The sequence below is a fragment of the Companilactobacillus zhongbaensis genome (genome assembly GCF_003946515.1).
Classification (GTDB): Bacteria; Bacillota; Bacilli; order Lactobacillales; family Lactobacillaceae; genus Companilactobacillus; species Companilactobacillus zhongbaensis.
Genome location: NZ_RHOM01000063.1, coordinates 1 through 3,350, shown reverse-complemented (window position 1 = coordinate 3,350; position 3,350 = coordinate 1). Strand labels below are relative to the sequence as shown.

Sequence of the window (3,350 nt, the reverse complement as noted above, 5' to 3'; positions counted from 1 at the left end):
TTGTACATCAGCTCAGTACTTTGCCTTAGACTTCCTTCAGATTCCACCTCGCGATGGACACCCTTGTCCTCAGCTCGTGATTCCGACTACTACGGCTCACAGTGGACTTTCACCACCTAGTTAACGCCCATGCCGAGCGCACCCAAATTCTTGTTAGCGATTCATCGCTTACAAGAAGGCTCGTATTGGAGATGTCCGGGTGAACTTCCCGGATAGCTTCAATCGATGCCGGCAGCGTTCCAGTGGCTGTATCCCCGGGCCCCGGAGCCGGCAGTGAACCACCACACAAAACTACCACCTCCATCCCCCACCAACAAACAATCCAACCCAACCCAAACACCAAAAATCACCAACGTCCGGCCAAGCAAAACGCTTCTCGTCTGCCAAAAACTCTCTCACCTCAAGTAAAAAAATAGCTTCGATCCCCAAAGGAATCGAAGCAATAAAACTACTTCATATTTCCAACCAACTTCTTAACAGCAGAAGCCTGATACTCAGCCTGAGCCTGCTTAACAACCTCAGCCCGTTGAGTCTCACTCATAGAAGGATTAGCCTTCATCTCCTGAGCAACGATCGACTTAACATAATCAGCACCCTCAGACTTCATCTTAGCCTGAACATCCTTATCCTTAAGCATCTTATCCAGCTTAGAAGCCTGCGAAGTACTCAAAACCATCCAATCAGACCCGATCTCAAAAGTATTGGTCTGCTTAACAAACTCGTGGTCATTATTAGACAAATTAAACAAGAAAGAATAAAAACCGTTCTTATACTCCCAACGAGTAGTCTCCTGTTTAATATGCGAACTATCAAAGTTACCTTGTTTTACTTTATTAGTAACATTGATATCTGCCTTAGTATTATCCGGCTTTTTAGCTTTAGCAGTATCTGGGGTACGGTAAACATAAACTTTTTCTTTCGAATTAGTTCCTAGTTGCTTATAAAGCAACAAATTAGAACCTTTTTTAACCGTTTGAATAGCAATAGTCTTGTTCGTTGTAACTTTTTCCATCCCGAGATGGCCGTATTCGTTACCGACTAACAGACCGATTGAGATCAAGAATAAAGCGATAAAAACTGACATAACAGTGTAGCCGAGACGTTTGTTTTTTACGAAAACCGCAAAGAAATATGCGAGTGCGGCGGAAATAAGTATTGTGATCTGAACCATTATTATTCACCCGCCTTTTGTGCAGCTGCTTTTTCAACTTTGTTAGTTGTATCAACTGACTTAGATTTGGCGCCGTCTTTGACCATGAAAGTAATTCCAAAGGCGATCACACAGAACAGGATGGCGACCATGAAGGCTGCGTGATATCCCGTCAAAGTAGCACTCAAATAATTATCTTGATATTTGAGTGGTGTTGCGTGAAGCATAGCTTTGCCTGGTTTGACAGTATTAGTAACGTTAGTTAGAACACTGACCAAGATAGCTGTACCCATCGAACTGAAGACTTGTCTGACCGTGTTGTTAACGGCAGTACCGTGACTCATCAGATCAAATGGTAGAGCGTTCATACCGTCTGTTGTAACAGGCATCAAGACCATGGAAATACCGAACATCCGAATAGCGTAAAGAATTACGATATCGAGTGTTGGTGTATTTTTTGTTAAGAATAGGAATGGGATCGTTCCGGCTGTTAGCAAGAACATACCCATTCTAGCTAGATCTTTAGGACCGAATCTATCGAAAGCACGTCCAGTGATCGGTGACATGATACCAATCAAGAAAGCACCAGGAAGTAGTGTCAATCCTGAATGGAAAGCTGACATTCCTTTAACGATTTGTAGATACAATGGCAAGATCATTTCGACACCGATCATGGCCATGTTTACAGTTGAAGAAAGAGCTGCAGCGATAGTAAATTTTTTAACTTTGAAAACACGTAATTCCAAGAAAGGTGTTTCCATGTGGAGTTGACGATGACCGAACCAGATGATCAAGATCAGACCACCAATGATAGTACTGAGCACGATCGGTGAACCCCAACCTTCATCACCAACTGATGAGAATCCGTAAAGTAAAGCACCGAATCCTAAAGTTGAAAGTAATAATGAAGGAATATCTAGTTTAGTTTTTCTCGTTTTGATAACGGGACGCATGAAAAACATTGCAAAAATCAATACAAAAATGACGATCGGAATGATCATTCCGAATAGATCACGCCATGAATAATGATCGATGATGAATCCTGATAATGTTGGTCCGATAGCTGGAGCTAGTCCAATTACCAAACCACCAAGCCCCATGGCTGTACCACGTTGGTTAGCCGGGAAGATCGATAGCATAACTAATTGCATCAGTGGCATGGTGATACCAACACCGACCGCTTGAACTAGTCGACCGATCAAGATTGTCGCAAAGTTTGGAGCAATGAAAGCTAAAATCGTTCCGACTAAGAAAGTCGACATAGCGAATAAGTACAATGATTTAGTACTGTAATTAGTACTTAGCCAAGCTGTAACAGGGATCATGATACCATTGACCATCAAGAATCCTGTTGTTAACCATTGAACAGCTGAAGTTGAGACATTAAATGTACTCATTAATGTAGGAAAGGCTGTAGTCAAAATAGTTCCGTTTAGCACAGTACAGAAAGTACCGACTAATAAAACTAGGACCATTAGATTACGGTTGAAGGGTTTCCCATTGATATCTAAATGTTGCTTACTATTCACGATAGCAATTACCTCTTCTCAATTATTTAAAACCTATTTATTTTGAATATCCAGATCGTCGAAATTATCAAAAACGCGGTGCAAAATATCTTCAAGCTTCTTTTGATCAGTCTTAGAAATGTTAGCAAAAAGCTGATCGGAAACTTTTTTATCGGCTTCTTTGACAATGGCCAAAAACTTTTCACCCTTAGGAGTTAGTTGAACTAACTTCTTGCGATGATTAGTTGGATGAACTTGTCGCGTGGCAAATTCGGCTTGTTCTAAACGTTTGAGTGAACGAGCGATGCTGGCACCATCAAACAAAGTAACTTCACCGATTTTTTCTTGACTGTATCCGGGGTGATTCCCGATGAAGACCATTAAGACACCATCTACCGTGTTGAGATCTTGTTCTTTTAAGATCGAGTTTAGGGTGCGTTTTTTGGTCATCATGTAACGAACTGAAAATCCTGTTAATATCGTATAATCCAAAATATTATCTCCATATAAAATTTTTCATTATTTATAGAGCCAGAGATGATATTAAGAACGTGTTTGGATACTTTGACATTCGATTTGATTTTAGTTAAATTAGATCAAAAACAGGAGTTTTTAATCCATGAAAAGCTTTGCACACCATTATAGTAGCGACATCTCTCGTGAACAATTTGAACTAATCCGGACAGATCTAG

Annotated in this window: 3 protein-coding genes; all 3 read right to left on the bottom strand. The window is 40.7% G+C overall.

Features of this window, described 5'->3' with window-relative positions:
- Window positions 1-448 precede the first annotated feature (448 nt).
- The 3 genes from EKM69_RS12110 to EKM69_RS12100 all read right to left on the bottom strand — a co-directional run bounded on the left by EKM69_RS12110 (window position 449) and on the right by EKM69_RS12100 (window position 3,150).
- Complete coding sequence (locus EKM69_RS12110; protein ID WP_225423895.1) at window positions 449-1,084, bottom strand: DUF4811 domain-containing protein; 636 nt, start codon at window positions 1,082-1,084, stop codon at window positions 449-451.
- A gap of 89 nt (window positions 1,085-1,173) precedes the next feature.
- Window positions 1,174-2,625: an MDR family MFS transporter gene (locus tag EKM69_RS12105; protein ID WP_164505952.1), complete on the bottom strand. Its 1,452-nt coding sequence runs from the start codon at window positions 2,623-2,625 to the stop codon at window positions 1,174-1,176.
- Window positions 2,626-2,712: 87 nt separating this feature from the next.
- Window positions 2,713-3,150, bottom strand: coding sequence for a MarR family winged helix-turn-helix transcriptional regulator (locus EKM69_RS12100; protein ID WP_125711353.1), 438 nt, complete (start codon window positions 3,148-3,150; stop codon window positions 2,713-2,715).
- Window positions 3,151-3,350 lie beyond the last annotated feature (200 nt).

Bases quoted from the DNA above. Each gene is read 5' to 3' on its own strand.
- EKM69_RS12105 (WP_164505952.1), bottom strand. From the start codon at position 2,625: ATGGTCCTAGTTTTATTAGTCGGTACTTTCTGTACTGTGCTAAACGGA.
- EKM69_RS12110 (WP_225423895.1), bottom strand. From the start codon at position 1,084: ATGTCAGTTTTTATCGCTTTATTCTTGATCTCAATCGGTCTGTTAGTC.